This window comes from Enterobacter sp. Taxon_8 (assembly GCF_058354585.1).
In genome coordinates this window covers 2,545,474-2,561,889 of sequence record NZ_CM177989.1, presented here as the reverse complement: position 1 = coordinate 2,561,889, position 16,416 = coordinate 2,545,474, and the positions used below count along the sequence as shown (strand labels likewise).

Annotated in this window: 15 protein-coding genes; 3 read left to right on the top strand and 12 right to left on the bottom strand. The window is 55.5% G+C overall.

Annotation, left to right across the window (positions count from 1 at the left end; translation table 11 throughout):
• Window positions 1–115 precede the first annotated feature (115 nt).
• Window positions 116–1,510 (top strand): class II fumarate hydratase, encoded by a 1,395-nt coding sequence (gene fumC, locus AC4IBF_RS12050; protein ID WP_491462843.1) that lies wholly within the window; start codon window positions 116–118, stop codon window positions 1,508–1,510.
• Here fumC and tus read toward each other — a convergent pair whose 3' ends face one another.
• From tus to ydgH, 7 genes are all read right to left on the bottom strand, one after another.
• Window positions 1,511–2,440 carry a DNA replication terminus site-binding protein gene (gene tus / locus AC4IBF_RS12045; protein WP_133294263.1) on the bottom strand — a complete coding sequence of 310 codons (930 nt, stop codon included), beginning with the start codon at window positions 2,438–2,440 and terminating at the stop codon, window positions 1,511–1,513.
• Window positions 2,441–2,513: 73 nt separating this feature from the next.
• Window positions 2,514–3,812, bottom strand: coding sequence for a two-component system sensor histidine kinase RstB (gene rstB, locus AC4IBF_RS12040; RefSeq protein WP_045910344.1), 1,299 nt, complete (start codon window positions 3,810–3,812; stop codon window positions 2,514–2,516).
• Window positions 3,813–3,887: 75 nt separating this feature from the next.
• Entirely contained in the window at window positions 3,888–4,148 is a 261-nt protein-coding gene (locus AC4IBF_RS12035) for a hypothetical protein (protein ID WP_491462842.1), read from the bottom strand.
• Between the two features lie 246 nt (window positions 4,149–4,394).
• The gene (rstA, locus tag AC4IBF_RS12030; RefSeq protein WP_021241154.1) at window positions 4,395–5,111 is read right to left on the bottom strand and encodes a two-component system response regulator RstA; all 717 of its coding nucleotides are present in this window, start codon (window positions 5,109–5,111) and stop codon (window positions 4,395–4,397) included.
• Between the two features lie 110 nt (window positions 5,112–5,221).
• Window positions 5,222–5,944 carry a dihydromonapterin reductase gene (folM, locus tag AC4IBF_RS12025; protein WP_491462841.1) on the bottom strand — a complete coding sequence of 241 codons (723 nt, stop codon included), beginning with the start codon at window positions 5,942–5,944 and terminating at the stop codon, window positions 5,222–5,224.
• Between the two features lie 39 nt (window positions 5,945–5,983).
• On the bottom strand, window positions 5,984–7,366 hold the full coding sequence (locus tag AC4IBF_RS12020; protein WP_115874886.1) for an amino acid permease: 1,383 nt from the start codon (window positions 7,364–7,366) through the stop codon (window positions 5,984–5,986).
• Window positions 7,367–7,551: 185 nt separating this feature from the next.
• On the bottom strand, window positions 7,552–8,496 hold the full coding sequence (ydgH, locus tag AC4IBF_RS12015; protein WP_111965689.1) for a DUF1471 family protein YdgH: 945 nt from the start codon (window positions 8,494–8,496) through the stop codon (window positions 7,552–7,554).
• A gap of 535 nt (window positions 8,497–9,031) precedes the next feature.
• Between ydgH and pntA the strand changes: the two genes are divergently transcribed.
• Complete coding sequence (gene pntA / locus AC4IBF_RS12010; RefSeq protein ID WP_133294265.1) at window positions 9,032–10,561, top strand: Re/Si-specific NAD(P)(+) transhydrogenase subunit alpha; 1,530 nt, start codon at window positions 9,032–9,034, stop codon at window positions 10,559–10,561.
• Window positions 10,562–10,571: 10 nt separating this feature from the next.
• Window positions 10,572–11,960: a Re/Si-specific NAD(P)(+) transhydrogenase subunit beta gene (gene pntB / locus AC4IBF_RS12005; RefSeq protein ID WP_133294266.1), complete on the top strand. Its 1,389-nt coding sequence runs from the start codon at window positions 10,572–10,574 to the stop codon at window positions 11,958–11,960.
• A 64-nt stretch (window positions 11,961–12,024) separates the two neighbouring features.
• On the opposite strand, the gene uspE is transcribed toward pntB, so the two are convergent.
• From uspE to abgT, 5 genes are all read right to left on the bottom strand, one after another.
• The gene (gene uspE, locus AC4IBF_RS12000; RefSeq protein ID WP_032640084.1) at window positions 12,025–12,975 is read right to left on the bottom strand and encodes a universal stress protein UspE; all 951 of its coding nucleotides are present in this window, start codon (window positions 12,973–12,975) and stop codon (window positions 12,025–12,027) included.
• Between the two features lie 109 nt (window positions 12,976–13,084).
• Window positions 13,085–13,267, bottom strand: a complete 183-nt coding sequence (locus AC4IBF_RS11995) for a hypothetical protein (RefSeq protein ID WP_014883604.1) — start codon at window positions 13,265–13,267, stop codon at window positions 13,085–13,087.
• A 147-nt stretch (window positions 13,268–13,414) separates the two neighbouring features.
• Window positions 13,415–14,167: a fumarate/nitrate reduction transcriptional regulator Fnr gene (fnr, locus tag AC4IBF_RS11990; protein WP_006174991.1), complete on the bottom strand. Its 753-nt coding sequence runs from the start codon at window positions 14,165–14,167 to the stop codon at window positions 13,415–13,417.
• A 183-nt stretch (window positions 14,168–14,350) separates the two neighbouring features.
• On the bottom strand, window positions 14,351–14,866 hold the full coding sequence (gene ogt / locus AC4IBF_RS11985; protein WP_045401311.1) for a methylated-DNA--[protein]-cysteine S-methyltransferase: 516 nt from the start codon (window positions 14,864–14,866) through the stop codon (window positions 14,351–14,353).
• Window positions 14,867–14,876: 10 nt separating this feature from the next.
• The gene (gene abgT, locus AC4IBF_RS11980) at window positions 14,877–16,403 is read right to left on the bottom strand and encodes a p-aminobenzoyl-glutamate transporter (RefSeq protein ID WP_252092812.1); all 1,527 of its coding nucleotides are present in this window, start codon (window positions 16,401–16,403) and stop codon (window positions 14,877–14,879) included.
• Between the last annotated feature and the right edge of the window lie 13 nt (window positions 16,404–16,416).

The following is a 16,416-nucleotide window of genomic DNA, read 5'->3' as shown; positions in this document are numbered from 1 at the left end:
GCCGACACCCGACATCAAAAAGAGCGCACAAAGCGCCATAACGTTTCTCAGAAGTCATCAATACTTATCCCTTAAGCATGTGAGCTATCCCTCTTTTGTTATCAAGGAGAAAGTAATGACCACGGTACGCCATGAGAAAGACTCGATGGGCGCCATCGACGTCCCGGCCGACAAGCTATGGGGCGCGCAAACCCAGCGTTCGCTGGAGCATTTCCGTATCTCGACTGAAAAAATGCCCGTCTCGCTGATTCAGGCGCTGGCGCTCACCAAACGCGCGGCCGCGAAAGTGAACCAGGATTTAGGCCTGCTGACGGCAGACAAAGCGACCGCCATCATCAACGCCGCCGACGAAGTGCTGGCGGGCAAGCATCCCGACGAATTTCCCCTCGCTATCTGGCAGACCGGTTCCGGCACCCAGAGCAACATGAACATGAACGAAGTGCTGGCGAACCGGGCAAGCGAACTGCTGGGCGGCGTGCGCGGCATGGAGCGCAAGGTTCACCCGAACGATGACGTCAACAAAAGCCAGAGTTCCAACGACGTCTTCCCGACGGCCATGCACGTGGCGGCGGTGATTGCTATCCGCGAGCAGCTTATCCCGCAGCTCAACGTCCTGAAGTCTACGCTCAACGAGAAGGCGCAGGCCTTCCGCTACATCGTCAAAATTGGCCGTACGCACCTGCAGGACGCCACGCCGCTGACGCTCGGCCAGGAGATTTCCGGCTGGGTGGCGATGCTGGAACACAACCTGAAGCATATTGAGAACAGCCTGCCGCATCTGGCGGAGCTGGCGCTCGGCGGGACGGCGGTTGGGACCGGGTTGAACACCCATCCGGAGTATGCGGTGCGCGTGGCGGAGGAGCTGGCAAACATCACCGGGCAGCCGTTCGTCACGGCGCCCAACAAGTTCGAGGCGCTGGCGACCTGCGATGCGCTGGTCCACACCCACGGCGCGCTGAAAGGGCTGGCGGCGTCGCTGATGAAAATCGCCAACGACGTGCGCTGGCTGGCCTCGGGCCCGCGCTGCGGCATCGGTGAAATCAGCATTCCGGAAAACGAGCCGGGCAGCTCCATCATGCCGGGTAAAGTTAACCCGACCCAGTGCGAAGCCATGACCATGCTCTGCTGTCAGGTACTGGGCAACGACGTGGCCGTCAACCTGGGCGGTGCATCCGGCAACTTCGAGCTGAACGTCTATCGCCCGATGGTGATCCACAACGTTCTGCAATCGATTCGTCTGCTGGCTGACGGCATGGAGAGCTTTAATGAACACTGCGCGGTGGGGATCGAGCCAAACCGCGAGCGCATCAGCCAGCTGTTGAACGAATCGCTGATGCTGGTGACCGCGCTCAATACCCATATTGGCTACGACAAAGCCGCCGAGATCGCCAAAAAAGCGCATAAGGAGGGGCTGACGCTGAAAGCCTCCGCCCTGGCGCTGGGCTATCTGACGGAGGCGGAGTTCGATGCCTGGGTACGTCCCGAGGCGATGGTTGGCAGCCTGAAATAATCAACTCGCTACGTACAGGTGCAGCCGCGGAATAATCAGCTGAAGCGGCTGCGCCTGAGGTCGGTAACGGTGCTGGACATTTTCAGCATCGTAATTCAGCAATTCACCAATATCCGGCACGATAGCCCCCCGATCGTCATCATAGAGCGCAATCAGCGGCGTTGGGCAGGCATACTGCACCTGTTTTTGCTGGCCGGAATACCAGACGCGGGCGATAGGCTGAACCTTCACCGGGCGCTTAATTTTGAGGCGCGTGTCCGCCGGCAGCGAGGCGATGCTGTGGTACTCCTGTTCGAGGCGCTCAATCCACTGCTCACGCGACCACGGCGCGACGGTGCGCGGCGTCTTCAGGCTTTTTTCCAGCTGCGCCAGAATTTCATCCCGGGTGAAGTTTTTAATGATGTGCTTATTCGCCCAGCCGAAGCGCAGCGTGGCGGGATGACGTAGTACCGTCAGCGTGCGATAGGCATTCAGGGTAATTAACCCCGGAAGCTGACGGTGCACCCACTCAAACCGGGCGGCGGGGGCCAGGCCCGACTCTTCGGTAACGATTTTCTCAAATGCCGCTTTCAGGGTGTTGATATGGGTAATCTGGCTTTCCAGCGCGTCGCGCGCTGCGGCATCGGTTTGCAGGCAGATCACGCCGGGCAGCCGCACCGCCGCCTTGCTGCTGCGCTGTTCAGACTGCTGCTGGATAAAAAGATGGCGATAGTGCTTCATCGCCAGCTCCAGTGCGGCCTTGCCGATGTGCTGCTTCACGTCGATGGTGTCCAGCGGATCGTGCTCGGCCCCTTTGACCACCTCGGGCAGGGTAAAGACGCGCGCGGCCAGCAGGCGGCAGGTCTGCAAACGTTCTGTCAGGGTTAGCAGCTCGTGTTCTATTTCCCGGAACGTGCTGTTCAGCCGTTCGATGAGATCGTAGGTCGCCATAAATACTCTCATTAGTTACAACATACTTATCATATAGCACAGCACGCCGGGTCAGGCCAGCGTGCGCTTGAAGTCAGGCAGGTACGGGAAGGGCGATGTTATGGTACACCGGCCAGCTAAAGCAGAAGCGCGCGCCGCCGAGCTCGCTCTCCTCGCAATGCACCGTACCGCCCATGGCCTGGGCGATAGAGTAGACAATGGCCAGCCCCAGGCCGCATCCTCCGGTGGCGCGATCGCGGCTGGGATCGAGGCGGACAAACGGTTCAAACACGGTTTCGCGTGCCTCCGGGGCAATCCCCGGTCCGTCATCCTCTACCGTCAGGCTGGCCTGGTTTCCCTGCAAATCCAGCCCAATCTGCAGCGTACTTTCGCTGTAGCGCATGGCGTTGTTCATCAGGTTGTCCAGCACGCGCTCCATCAGGCGCATATCAAGCGCGCCGTAATCACCCGGCGTGACGCGCGTCAACAGCGTGCGCTGCGGGTTTACGCTCTGAACATCGTCAATATGGGTTTGCAGCCACGCGGGCAGATCCGGCGTGCTGAGGTTCAGTTCGTTTTGCGGGCGATCGAGGCGCGCATAGGTCAGCAGCTCCTCAATCAGCGCTTCGAGCTGGCCAATATCGCGGTTCAGAGCCTGAGACTCCGCTTCCGTCAGATTCTCGCTCATCTCCAGACGATAGCGCAGGCGCACCAGCGGCGTGCGCAGCTCATGTGCAATCCCGTCGATCAGCTGCTTTTTACTGGCGATCAGGGCATTAATGTTATCGGCCATCTGGTTAAAGGCCACGCCAAGGCGTTCAAAGCTGGAACCGCTGTCGAAGTGAATACGTTCGGTGAAATGCCCTTCGCCAAAACGCTGCGCGGCGGATTCCAGTTTCAGCATGTCCTGCCAGTGGGGGCGCATCCAGATAAAAACCGGAAAAGCGAGCGAAATGGCGATAAAGGCCATCAGCGCCATGTCCAGCAGACGCATCTGGTGCAGATAATAGAGATAGGGCACCGGCCCGACGGCAAGCACGTAATGGCTGCGAGGAATACGCTGGATAAAGGTGTATTTCTCATCCAGCGCGACGATGTCCCCGTCGCGCAGACGCTGCATGGCGGGCGGGTCCAGATCGAAATCTTTCAACGGCTCGATGCGTAAATCGAATGACAGATTCAGATCCAGCTCTTTCAGGGTTTTCGCCCAGTCGTGTGGCGGGATCTCTCTTAGCTCGCTGCGCATCAGATAGAGCGAGCTTTTCATCAGATCGTCCAGCGACTGCCTGCCCGCACGTTCGGCGGTAAATTTATAAACCAGCCCGACCAGCATGGTCATCACCAGGAAGCAGACAAACAGTAAAAGATAAAACTGCACAAACAGCTTTTTCATTGGATCTCACCGCAAAAACGCTATGTGCAGAATATACATGAAAACCCTTCGAGTTTTTCACGTCTGTCGAGCGTGTTATATGGCTTTCGCGCTTTTTTTTAACTTGGCGATGAGTTTTTCGGTCACGGCCAGGCCTTCTGCAATGTGCGTATCAATCACATCGGTACCGAATTCGTTAATTAAATCCAGGAGTATTTCGAAATACTGGATAAGTTCCAGCAGGTCAAAAAGCGCTTTTTGATCGGAGCGCGAGGGAGAGGCGCGCCTTAAAGCTGCCTGATTAACAATCCACTCGAGATTGGTTTTGATGGCTTCTACCTGATTGTAGCTATACATATGCCATAGGCTTAAATCCTCATTTCAAGATTGTATGGGAGAGATATCGTAACGCTTCGCGGTGAAAGCGAGTCTACATGCAGTCGGGGCGAGCTGAAGAAAGGAGAGTGGGAGACTTAATTATGGAATAGTTCGCGTGCTTAGCAAGTCAATTGTTGCGCAAACGGATAAATAAACGCGCGAAAGAGAGGGCATCGGTGTTTAATCCCTTCATTTCGCGCAGGTTATGCTAACCGGATAACGGAGTCAGGTTTCCCAGGCGTGCGGGGCAAACAGATAACCCTTGTTACGCACGGTTTTAATGCGGTAGGGCTCGGTGGCGTTATCCTGCAGTTTTTTGCGCAGACGCGAAATCGCCACGTCAACGCTGCGGTCCATTCCGTCATAGCTCACGCCACGCAGGTTTTTCAGCAGCGCGTCACGGTCCATAATCTGTCCGGCATGCGTTGCCAGCTCCCACAGCAGGTCAAAATCTGCGGTAGAAAGGGCGATAAGTTCGCCAGAGAGCAGCACCTGTCGATTAATCGGATCAATAGACAGCGTCCCGAAGCGCATCGCTTTGTGCGGCGTCAGAGACGGCGCCGGTGCTTCGCGTTCGATACTGGCGTGCTGGCGTAAATGGAGGCGCAGGCGAGCAAGCAGGACGGCAGGCGGTGTGGTTTTCAGAATGTAGTCATTGGCACCCATCTCCAGCGACAAAATGTGGTTCATATCGCTGTCCAGCGAGGTGAGCAGGACAATAGGGCCCTCCCACCGGGCGCGCAGGTCACGGCAGAGCGTCATGCCGTCTTTGCCTGGCAACATGATATCCAGCAGCACCAGATCCGGGTTTTCACGGACGACCACCTCTTCGGCACGATCGCCGCGAGGTTCAACAATGACGTCCATATCATGTTTACCCAGATAGGCGGCGATCAGCTGCCCGACTTCGGGTTCGTCTTCAACATAAACAATCTTATTCATACAGCGTCTGTTTTCGTGAAAAAAGCCAACATACACCGCGAAACCTTAACCTTCCATTAATCTTTCTAAATTAACGCCGGTTCCGTAATTCTGGCTGTTATTCGCTTTCACTAGCGCAGCGGACGGCCACCGTCCACGGCAAAGGTTCTGCCGGTGACGTAGCAGCTGGTGAGCAGGTAATCCACGAGGTCGATGACCTCTTTCTCGCCGGGGGCGATTTTCATGAGCGACTTATTCAGCGCCTGCTGGCGATACTCTGCATCATCGTTTTCGTTAAATAAAATCATCGCCGGGGCGATGGCGTTCACCTTCACCTCGGGGGCGAGCTTGCGGGCAAACGAGCGGGTCATGTTATCCAGCGCGGCTTTACTGGCCGCGTAGGCGATGTGCTTGTCGCTGCCGCGCTCCACTACATAATCGGTGAAATGAATGATGTCGCCCGCAGCGTGCCCGTGGCCGCGCAGCAGGTCCTGCAGAGCGTGGTTAAGCAGATAAGGGGCATTGACGTGGATCTGCAGCATGGAGGAGAGCGTTTCGCTAAGTGACGTACCGGGTTTTTCGGCACGCCATGCGCTGGCGTTATGGATCACGGCGCGCAGCCCCGTCGTGGTGGCTTTTACCGTTTCCGCGAAAGCCAGAATGCCTTCATCGGTTGAAAAATCAGCCTGAATGCAGACCGCCCCCGCTTTGCGTAACCCTTCAATCGACGGGTATTCCGTACGGTAGCTGACAATGACCGAATGGCGAAGGTTGAGAAAGTGATGGGCGAGGGCGAGGCCGATACGGCGGCCTCCACCGGTAATCAGTATTGGGCGAAGCGGTGCATTTCCCATCGTATTCTCCTTTACAGTTCAACAATGGGAAAGGCGATGCTATCCCATTAACATCCAGGTTGCCGGTAGGGCAGCAACCAGTAACAGTCCAATCAATGCCATCTCACGGCGTTTCAGCGCGTTCTCCAACTGATGCGTGCGGCGGGCATAGATAAACACCAGCAGACCCGGTGCGTACAGCACCACCGACAGCAGCAGATGCATAGGACCGGAAGCATACAACAACCACAGGCCGTAAATACAGGCTCCGACACCCACAACATAATGCGCCGGGCGTGTGGCAATTTTTAACAGATACGCACCCACTAAGAAATAGGGTACCAGAATCATCTCCGAGGCGATGGTCAGCAGGGTGTTATAGTCTGAACCTGTGAGCCAGATCAGCACCAGACAGACCTGAACGCTGATGTTGGTCAGCCAGAGCGATGCCGACGGCGCGCTGTTTTGGTTTTGACGGGCGAAAAGGCGTGGAAACGCTTTGTGCGTCGCGGCCAGGAAAGGCACTTCTGCCGCCATGATGGTCCAGCTCAGGTACGCGCCGCAGACGGAGATGATAAGGCCAGCCGCAATCACCACGTCGCCCCAGGGGCCGAGCATTTTCACCATCAGCCCTGCCATTGACGGGTTACGCATTTCAGCCAGTTCAGGACGCGCCACCACGCCCAGCGACAGCAGCGTTACCAGCAGATAGACCCCGAGCGCAGCGAGTACGGCCAGCAGCGTGGCGCGGCCCACATCGCGTTTATTTCGGGCTCGGGCAGAAACCACGACCGCGCCTTCTACACCGATGAACACCCACAGGGTAATCAGCATCGTGTTTTTCACCTGCTCCCAGACGGGGACGCCCAGCGCAACACCGCTGAAATCAAGCTTAAACACGTCCATACGGAACGCAATGAAGGCCAGAACGATAAACAGGCCGAGCGGAACCAGCTTCGCGAGCGTCGCTACCAGGTTGATGCTGGCGGCCGTTTGTACGCCACGTAACACCAGCCAGTGGACGAACCACAATAACACCGAGGCGCCCACAATAGACTGCCAGGTATTTCCGTCGCCAAAGAGGCGCAGCTCAGGCGTATCGGTAAAGAAACTGAGCGCCGAGAAGACGATTACCAGATAGGAGACGTTGGCGATAACGGCACACAGCCAGTATCCCCACGCGGAACAGAAGCCAATCAGCTCGCCGAAACCTTCACGCGCATAGGTGAAAATGCCGCCGTCCAGATCCGGGCGAATGCGGGTGAGCAGCAGCATAGCGAAGGCCAGCAGCAATATTCCGACACCCGTAATGCCCCAGCCAATGATGAGCGCAGAAGGGCTCGCGACTGCCGCCATATTTTGCGGCAAACTGAATACGCCCGCACCCAGCATTGAGCTTAAAACGAGTGCAGTCAGAGCACTCAGGCCAAGTTTCTTTTCCATTGGCTTCCTGTTATGAAAGGTCAAAATCCAGAATAATTATTTCGCTCAGGCGCATAAAAATGGTGGATCACACTAAGGCGCGGGATTTTACGGAGTGTAACGAAAGCATGCAATGACGTGAGGCAGAAATTCAAAAAAAGTAACAAAAAAGGCGGCATTGCGCCGCCTTTCGTAAACGACTTTTGTTACTTGTACAGATCGGCGCTGATGGTCACGTTGTTACCACGTTCCTGCCACTGGCGGGTGATGTGGTAGTACTTCGCCCCTTTCTTCGCCGCACGCTTCGCGACCTGGTAAGAGACTTCCGTCATGTTGCCGTAGTTGCCGGTAAATTTGATGCTGTCGAACGGCACCATCTGCGCTGCAGTGGCGTTGTTCAACTCTTCAATTTTGGTACCGTCCGGCAGCGTAACGGAGTAACGGCCACCTTTCGTGGACTGCGTTTCAAAGAAACGACCCACTTCAGCGCTTGGGGCCGCCGTCGTTGCGACGCCTGGAATTTCAACTTTCTTCGCGGCTTCGCCACCTTTCGCTATCGCCGCGCGACCCGCTTCTGAATTCGCCGGGATGGCATCCGGGCTTTGCAGAACACGTTTTTTCGCATCTTTTTTATAGATGAACGCGGTAATGCGCTGGTTGCCACCCTGGTTAGCATCGACCTGACGCACGATGTAGAAAGAATAAGCTCCTTTCTCTTTCGCGGCTTTGGTGATGGCATCGTTCACTTCAGGCTGGCTGCGGTAAAAGCCCTGAACGGTGACGGTGTCGTAGGGTTCCAGCTCAATCGCCTGATCTTTCGGCAGTTCAACAACACCGTTGATCACGCGGTTTTTCGGTGCGTCAGCTTTTGGCGCATTGTCTTTGAATAGCGCGATGGTCACGCGCAGGTTACCGCTGTTGCCGTAATCGGACTGGTCAACGACATAAAACGAGGCCGCCCCGTTTTTATCAGCAGCTTTTGATGCAGCGGCGACGGCGTCGCCAATAGAATTATAACGACCCACAATGACCGTATGGTCAAAAGGTTTTAACGCTGCCGCTTGCTCCGGCGTTAACTCTGTTGCGGCATTCGCAGACAGGGCGGTCGCGGAAAGAAGTGCGGACGCCAGGAGTGTGTTCTTAAGCTTCATAAAAATGATCCTTCGCCTTGCGCAAACCATGTACTGGTATTGTTGTTAATTTAAGACGGTCCCGATTATTGCATTTAAAACCCGTCGCTGTCTGCGCCATTTTTCACTGCCTGTGCTCACTGAATCACCTTATTCGATAACATTTAGTGATATGTTGAAAAAACACGCGTTTGACAAGTAAAACTGATAAAGCATATGACTTTTGCAAGTTAATTTAATGTTAATAAGTTGTTCTCTTACGGCGCTATATCATGTTTTTACCGCTTCGCTTGCGCGATTTATCGGTTCCGGCGATGAATTTAAGGTAAATATCACTGTCAGTGACGCCGATCGCTTATTTTTCACAGATAAAGTAAGAAATAGTGTTTTCTGGCGGTAGATCACGGGCGCTATTTTCAGTAGGTTATAGACAGTTTGTTACTGTTTTATTTTCCGGGGTTAATCATATCTCGTCGCTGGCGCGATGGTGAAAATTGATACAAACCGCGGGCATTTATCGATAAACCATCATCAAGAACCGATGGAAGGGAAAACTATGCGTATTGGGGTACCAAAAGAACGGTTAGCCAATGAAACCCGCGTAGCGGCAACACCGAAAACGGTGGAGCAACTGCTTAAGCTGGGTTTTACGGTCGCGGTTGAAAGCGGCGCGGGCAAACTGGCGAGTTTCGATGACGAGGCCTTTATCCAGGCTGGCGCGGAAGTGGTCGACGGTGCTGACGTCTGGCAGTCGCAGGTGATTCTGAAGGTCAACGCACCGGAAGAGGGTGAGATTGCGCTGCTGAATCCGGGGACAACCCTGGTGAGCTTCATCTGGCCTGCGCAAAACCCGGAGCTAATGGAGAAGCTGGCGGCCCGTGGCGTGACCGTAATGGCGATGGACTCCGTGCCGCGCATTTCGCGCGCGCAGTCGCTGGATGCCTTAAGCTCCATGGCAAACATTGCTGGCTACCGCGCCATTGTTGAAGCAGCCCACGAATTTGGTCGCTTCTTTACCGGTCAAATCACCGCCGCGGGTAAAGTCCCTCCGGCGAAAGTCATGGTGATTGGCGCGGGCGTGGCGGGCCTTGCCGCAATCGGTGCGGCAAATAGCCTGGGCGCTATCGTACGCGCCTTTGACACCCGTCCTGAAGTAAAGGAACAGGTCCAGAGTATGGGCGCCGAATTCCTTGAGCTGGACTTCAAGGAAGAAGCCGGCAGCGGCGACGGTTACGCGAAGGTGATGTCCGAAGCCTTTATCAAAGCCGAAATGGAACTCTTCGCCGCTCAGGCGAAAGATGTCGACATTATTGTCACCACCGCGCTTATCCCGGGTAAACCTGCGCCGAAGCTGATTACCCGTGAGATGGTTGATTCCATGAAGCCGGGCAGCGTGATTGTCGACCTGGCCGCCCAAAACGGCGGTAACTGTGAATATACCGTACCGAATCAGGTGACCACGACCGCTAACGGCGTGAAGGTGATCGGCTATACCGATCTGCCGGGCCGTCTGCCAACGCAGTCTTCTCAGCTGTACGGCACTAACCTCGTCAACCTGCTTAAGCTGCTCTGCAAAGAGAAAGACGGCAACGTCACCGTTGATTTCGACGATGTGGTGGTGCGCGGTGTGACCGTGGTCCGTGAAGGTGAAATTACCTGGCCTGCGCCGCCTATTCAGGTATCTGCTCAGCCTCAGGCGGCACCGAAAGCGGCGCCTGAGCCAAAAGAATCTGCTAAACCGGCTTCACCGTGGCGTAAATACGCGATCATGGCGCTGGTGATTATTCTGTTCGGCTGGCTGGCTGACGTCGCGCCAAAAGAGTTCCTCGGCCATTTTACCGTCTTCGCGCTCTCCTGCGTCGTAGGTTACTACGTGGTGTGGAACGTCTCCCATGCGCTGCACACGCCGCTGATGTCGGTAACCAACGCCATCTCCGGGATCATCGTGGTGGGGGCGTTACTGCAGATTGGTCACGGCGGCTGGATCAGCTTCCTGAGCTTTATCGCGGTACTGATCGCCAGTATCAATATTTTCGGTGGTTTCACCGTGACTCAGCGCATGCTGAAAATGTTTCGTAAAGGCTAAGGGGTAGCATATGTCTGGAGGATTAGTGACAGCCGCATACATTGTTGCTGCAATCCTGTTTATTTTCAGTCTGGCGGGGCTTTCCAAACACGAAACGTCTCAGCAGGGGAATAACTTTGGTATCGCCGGGATGGCGATTGCGCTGATTGCCACCATCTTCGGGCCGGATACCGGCAACGTAGCGTGGATCCTGGTGGCGATGATCATCGGTGGCGCGATTGGTATTCGTCTGGCAAAACGCGTTGAAATGACCGAGATGCCGGAGCTGGTTGCCATTCTGCACAGCTTTGTGGGTCTGGCCGCGGTGCTGGTGGGCTTCAACAGCTACCTGTATCACGAACCGGGTCTGGAACCGATTCTGGTCAACATCCACCTGACTGAAGTGTTCCTGGGTATCTTCATCGGTGCGGTGACCTTCACGGGCTCCATTGTCGCGTTCGGTAAACTGCGCGGGAAGATCTCCTCTAAACCGCTGATGCTGCCAAACCGTCATAAGCTGAACCTGGCGGCGCTGGTGGTGTCATTTGTTCTGCTGGTGATCTTCGTGCGTACCGAAAGCGTCGGTCTGCAGGTGCTGGCGTTGCTGGTAATGACCATCATCGCGCTGGCATTCGGCTGGCACCTGGTGGCATCCATCGGTGGTGCGGATATGCCGGTAGTTGTCTCGATGCTGAACTCCTACTCCGGTTGGGCGGCAGCGGCGGCAGGCTTTATGCTGAGCAACGACCTGCTGATCGTCACCGGTGCGCTGGTGGGTTCTTCCGGCGCGATCCTGTCTTATATCATGTGTAAGGCGATGAACCGTTCGTTCATTAGCGTAATCGCCGGTGGTTTCGGGACAGATGGCTCTTCTTCCAGTGCTGATGAAGAAGTGGGTGAGCACCGTGAAATTTCTGCGGAAGATACCGCAGACATGCTGAAAAACTCGCATTCTGTGATCATCACCCCCGGCTACGGCATGGCGGTGGCGCAGGCGCAGTATCCGGTTGCGGAAATCACCGAGAAGCTGCGCGCGCGGGGCATCAAGGTTCGCTTTGGTATTCACCCGGTGGCAGGGCGTCTGCCTGGCCACATGAACGTGCTGCTGGCGGAAGCGAAAGTGCCTTACGACATCGTGCTGGAAATGGATGAGATCAACGATGATTTCGCCGACACCGACACCGTGCTGGTCATTGGTGCCAACGATACCGTTAACCCTGCTGCACAGGACGATCCGGGTAGCCCAATCGCCGGTATGCCGGTTCTGGAAGTGTGGAAGGCGCAGAACGTAATCGTCTTCAAACGTTCTATGAATACCGGTTATGCCGGGGTGCAGAACCCGCTGTTCTTCAAAGAGAATACCCACATGCTGTTTGGCGATGCTAAAGCCAGCGTGGATGCGATTCTGAAAGCGCTGTAAGTTGCGCTGAAACGAAAAAACCGCCGAATTTGGCGGTTTTTTTATTGTCGGGCGGCGTCAGGTGTTAATCGTCTTCCGGATCGTCCAGCTCAACCGGCGTCTGGTACTCATCCGGCTTAATGACCAGCAGGTCGCAGCGCAGATGGTCGATCACCTGTTCGGCGGTATTGCCGAGGAAGGCGGCAGAAATACCGGTCCGGCCGATAGTACCCAGCACCACAATCCCCGCCTGCAGGTGTTCCGCCAGGTCCGGGATCACCTCTTCAGGCAACCCTTTTTCCACGTGGGTCATTTTCTCATCAATGCTGAATTTCTGGCGCAGCGCTTTCATGGCCAGCAGATGCTGACCACGGATCGCGTCGTTGTACACGCTCGGGTCAAATTCAGGTAGCTCAATGGCAATGTTAATAGGGGTGACCGGATAGGCACCTACCAGGTGCACTTCAGTATGATTGACCTGGTCGGCAAGCTGGATGGTCTCCTTCACCAGCTTCTCGTTCAGGGAGTTGTGGTAATCCTCTTCGCTAGCGAGGTTTACCGCCACAACGGCTTTCCCGCCTTCAGGCCACGGCTGGTCTTTAACCATCCAGACCGGGCAAGGGCATTTGCGCAGCAGGTGCCAGTCGGTCGGGGTGAAGATCACGGATTCCAGCTTGTCGTGCTGGTGCGCCATCTTCAGCAGCAGATCGTGCCCACCGGCGACAACTTCCTGGATGATGGCTTCGAAAGGTCGGTTGTGCCAGACCACTTTAATATCAATGGGAACACCCGCTTCCAGGTAATACTTCGCCTGTTCTCGGATCCACGCGGTACGCTGGCTGATGACGCCCTGACGCATAGCGGTTCGCTCGTCAGGCGACAGAAGGGTGGTCATCTCATACGAGAAGTCATAGATCGGCAAAAACGCTTTGATTTTGCCACCAATCCGTTGATGTAAATACACAGCACGTCGTAATGCCGGCTGATCGTCCTGGTTCGGATCGATAGCTACCAGCATGTTTTGATACTTGGCCATACAGGTCTCCTTACTACTGTCACCACAGTCTGTAATTAAAAGAGTAACCTATATATCCTGAATGAAACAGAGGGGAGGTTTTGCCAGATCAATATTTCATGAAAATTTATCAGAGGAAAAGTACCGTCGTCGTCACCGCGATAAACGCAATAAACAGCAGCACCATCACTGCTATCGCAAAGGTCGTGGAGTCCTGGACGTAGGTTTTTTCTTCCCCCTTCATTGGGCCGACAAGCATGATCCAGATGAAGATAAAGGTCACTGAGGCAATCACGACTGAAACGAAAAACAAACTTTCTCTCAATTCATAACCTCAACGAGAACCTTTCGGGCGCTGTGTGGGGGTGTGCTACGGTGAAAAGGTCAGATAAATGACGGGGTAATATGCCAGACCAATGAATCAGGAAAATTTATCGGTCTGGCAGTATACGTATGGCGTTTACGCCACGTTACGGGCGTGCCCGGCAAGAACGGCCAGCGCTTCACCGTTTTCGATAGTGATATATTTACCCTTAACGGCCAGCATCCCGCTTTTCTGGAAACGACCCAGCAGACGGCTGATGGTTTCCACGGTCAGACCCAGGTAGTTGCCGATATCGCCACGCGTCATCGTCAGACGGAATTCACGCGGCGAGAAGCCACGCTCGGCGAAGCGGCGGGAGAGGTTGTAGATAAACGCGGCCAGGCGCTCTTCGGCATTCTTTTTAGAAAGCAGCAGGATCATGTCCTGATCGCCTTTGATCTCACCGCTCATCAGACGCATCATCTGCTGACGCAGGTTAGGCATCTTGCCGGACAGATCGTCCAGGGTTTCAAACGGAATTTCGCAAACCATCGAGGTTTCGAGTGCCTGAGCAAAGCTCGGGTGGTGGCCCGTACCGATGGCATCAAAGCCTACCAGGTCACCCGCCAGATGGAAGCCGGTGATCTGCTCATCGCCCTGTTCGGTGATGGTGTAGCTCTTGATGGTGCCAGAACGGATAGCATAGAGCGATTTCAGTTCGTCTCCCGCTTTAAACAGCGTCTGCCCTTTCTGAATAGGCTTCTTACGCTCGATAATATTATCAAGCTGATCGAGTTCATGCTCATTCAGGGTAAACGGGATACAGAGCTGGCTGATGCTGCAATCCTGGCAATGGATAGCACAACCGCCAGACTGAATGCGTCGTATAATTCGCTTTTCCGGGATCATAGGTTTGCTCAAGCCTTAATTGATATTGGTCAATTTTAACATCTTTTTGGTAAGTACGTAAGCCTGACAAACCCTCAATAAGGACAAGAGACGACAATGCGTCGCCATCTTCTTGAAATTCCACAGCTTGATTATGGATTTTTAGCCTAACCGGTAGAAAATTAAGCACAAAAAGCCTGGGAACTAGAGCAAGAGATACCCTTCGTGACGCAGCAACCACTCTTTTCGCTGCACGCCACCGGCATAGCCTGTCATGGTACCGTTGCGGCCAATGACGCGATGGCAGGGCACCACTATGCTGACCGGGTTAGAGCCGTTAGCGGCACCCACCGCGCGTGCAGCGCCTGCGCGACCTAACTGCTCCGCGAGCTGGCCGTAATGCATGACCTGCCCGCACGGAATCGACCGCAGCGCCTGCCACACTTCGCGCTGAAAAGGCGTGCCAGCCGTGGCGGTCGGCAGAGTATCAATGATGCTGAGATCGCCTTCGAAGTACGCCGCAAGCTTGTCGCTCAGCCCACCCGGGTTGGTTGCGCTGATACGTTCATAACCCTGCAAGCGGTAATGAATATTGAGCAGCTCTTCCATGCGGTCGCTGTGCTCTTCCCACTCAACGGCGCGCAGATTGAACGTCTCATCCGCGATAACCCACAGCGGTCCAAGCGGCGTCGCAATCTTATCTTCGAGTAATCTCAGCATCCTCATTCCTTCAGTTCAGCCTCGGGTATATTCCCGGCCCAATCGGCAGGCCGACAAGATACCATGCCACCAGCATCACCAGCCATACCCCTAAAAAGATAAGCGGGTAGGGTAAAACCAGCGAATAGTAGGTACCCAGTTTGGCCTCGGGTTTATAGCGCTGGAGGAAGCCTAAAAACAGCGGAACAAACGGCGAGACCGGCGCCAGCGGTATCACCGAGGAGTCCGCGATACGGAACAGGATCTGGGCAAACGCCGGGTGAAAACCCAGCATCATAAACATCGGCACGAAGATCGGGGCCAGAATCGACCAGATGGCGGAGCCGCTGGCGATAAACATGCACAGCAGGGATGACAGCAGCGCCAGGCCGACAAACGCCGGTACGCCGCTTAGCCCGGCAGCCTCCAGCGCGTCGGTCAGGCCCACGGCCATAAACTTGCCCATGTTGCTCCAGTTAAACATCGCCACAAACTGGGCCAGCGGGAACACCATCACGATAAAACCCGCCATCTCCTTCATCGGCTCGATCATCAGCTGCGGCAGATCGCCCTGGCGGCGGATTTTACCGGTGGCGATACCGTAGGCGAGCGAGACGACAAAGAAAAACAGAATAATCAGCGGCACGATGCCCTGGATAAACGGCGAAGGCAGGACCGTATGTTTAACCGGATCGCGCAGTATGCCGTTTTCCGGCACCACCATCAGCGCCACCGCGGCGATAAAGGCCAGCGAGACAATCCCCGCCACGCGCAGGCCAAAGCTCTGCGTTTCGCTCAGCGTCTCCAGCTTTTCATCACTGCGGCCTTCCCATTTGCCCAGGCGCGGCTCGACGATCTTATCGGTAATCAGCCCGCCGACAATCGTCAGGACAATGACCGAGCTTGCCATAAAGTACCAGTTGTCGATCACGCTGACGTGCATGGCCGCATCAATGGTTTTCGCCGCCTCCGTACTGATGCCCGAGAGCAGCACGTCGGTGGTGACGATCAGCAGATTGGCGGTGAATCCACAGCCCACGCCCGCAATCGCCGACAGCAGGCCCGCCACGGGGTGGCGCCCGACGGCGAGGAAGATCAGCGCCCCCATCGGCGGCATGATCACCAGCGCGGCGTCGGAGGAGATATGGCTAAAGAAGGCGATAAACAGCACCATGTAGCTGGCGTACCGCGCGCTGACGTGAGAAGCCATCTTTACCATCAATGCGGGCAGCAGGCCCACGCGTTCGGCCAGTCCGGCACCCAGCACCAGCGCCAGAATGGCGCCCAGCGGGGCGAAGCCGCTGAAGTTTTTAATCACGTTGGGTAAAAACCAGTGCAGCCCCTCAACGCTGAGCAGGTTTTTCACCGCCACCAGGCTGCCGTCGGCCGGACTGCGCACGCTGACGTCAAAGGCGGAGAGCACGGCAGTGGCGACCATCAAAATCACAATCAGATAGATAAACAGCAGGAAAGGGTGCGGCACTTTATTGCCGATCCTTTCAACCCAGCCATAGAGCTTACCGGATGGGGAATGCGAAGGTATGGATGACATACTCATGGGCGTTCCTCGG

Excerpts from the sequence above, each read along its gene's own strand:
- ogt (WP_045401311.1), bottom strand. The coding sequence starts at position 14,866 with ATGCTGAGATTACTCGAAGATAAGATTGCGACGCCGCTTGGACCGCTG.
- rstB (WP_045910344.1), bottom strand. The coding sequence starts at position 3,812 with ATGAAAAAGCTGTTTGTGCAGTTTTATCTTTTACTGTTTGTCTGCTTC.
- folM (WP_491462841.1), bottom strand. The coding sequence starts at position 5,944 with ATGGGAAATGCACCGCTTCGCCCAATACTGATTACCGGTGGAGGCCGC.
- fumC (WP_491462843.1), top strand. The coding sequence starts at position 116 with ATGACCACGGTACGCCATGAGAAAGACTCGATGGGCGCCATCGACGTC.
- pntA (WP_133294265.1), top strand. The coding sequence starts at position 9,032 with ATGCGTATTGGGGTACCAAAAGAACGGTTAGCCAATGAAACCCGCGTA.
- pntB (WP_133294266.1), top strand. The coding sequence starts at position 10,572 with ATGTCTGGAGGATTAGTGACAGCCGCATACATTGTTGCTGCAATCCTG.
- ydgH (WP_111965689.1), bottom strand. The coding sequence starts at position 8,496 with ATGAAGCTTAAGAACACACTCCTGGCGTCCGCACTTCTTTCCGCGACC.
- AC4IBF_RS12020 (WP_115874886.1), bottom strand. The coding sequence starts at position 7,366 with ATGGAAAAGAAACTTGGCCTGAGTGCTCTGACTGCACTCGTTTTAAGC.
- uspE (WP_032640084.1), bottom strand. The coding sequence starts at position 12,975 with ATGGCCAAGTATCAAAACATGCTGGTAGCTATCGATCCGAACCAGGAC.
- AC4IBF_RS12035 (WP_491462842.1), bottom strand. The coding sequence starts at position 4,148 with ATGTATAGCTACAATCAGGTAGAAGCCATCAAAACCAATCTCGAGTGG.
- rstA (WP_021241154.1), bottom strand. The coding sequence starts at position 5,111 with ATGAATAAGATTGTTTATGTTGAAGACGAACCCGAAGTCGGGCAGCTG.
- tus (WP_133294263.1), bottom strand. The coding sequence starts at position 2,440 with ATGGCGACCTACGATCTCATCGAACGGCTGAACAGCACGTTCCGGGAA.
- fnr (WP_006174991.1), bottom strand. The coding sequence starts at position 14,167 with ATGATCCCGGAAAAGCGAATTATACGACGCATTCAGTCTGGCGGTTGT.
- abgT (WP_252092812.1), bottom strand. The coding sequence starts at position 16,403 with ATGAGTATGTCATCCATACCTTCGCATTCCCCATCCGGTAAGCTCTAT.